This window comes from Psychrobacter sp. T6-1 (genome assembly GCF_052258445.1).
Window position 1 is genome coordinate 1 of the sequence record NZ_JBQQFC010000778.1, and the last position, 583, is coordinate 583.

Here is a 583-nt window from a genome sequence, read left to right on the forward strand (position 1 = left end):
CTCTCTGGATGAACACCTGTGGCATCAAGTGGATTGCTACCCTCGTGAATACGCAAAAACCCTGCAGCTTGCTCAAATGTCTTAGCGCCTAGACGTGGGACGTTTTTAAGCGCTTCACGACTATCAAATGCACCGTGCTCTTTGCGATAGGTTACAATTTGCTGTGCCACATTGCGGTTAAGACCAGCGATATGAGCCAAGATAGCTGGGCTCGCCGTATTTACATCAACGCCAACCGCGTTTACGCTGTCTTGAGTGACTTTATCAAGGCTATCTGCAAGCTGGTTTTGATTGACGTCATGCTGATATTGACCCACACCAATGGCTTTTGGATCAACTTTAACAAGCTCTGACAATGGATCCTGCAAGCGACGCGCGATAGAAACCGCTCCGCGTACAGAAACGTCTAGATTGGCCAGCTCATCACTAGCAAGTTCACTCGCTGAATAAACAGACGCTCCTGACTCATTAACGATAACGGCTTTGGCTTTTAGTGCATCATTTGTAGCCAAGATCTCTTTAATCATCGCATCGGTTTCGCGACTTGCCGTGCCATTACCGATAGCCACTAGATCAACGTTAT

At 47.5% G+C, this 583-nt stretch carries 1 protein-coding gene; it reads right to left on the bottom strand.

The genetic code is table 11. The features are described from left to right. Positions 1–583, bottom strand: a 583-nt coding sequence (locus ACTXGO_RS15925; RefSeq protein ID WP_443575207.1) for a helix-hairpin-helix domain-containing protein, incomplete at both ends; no start/stop codon positions are given.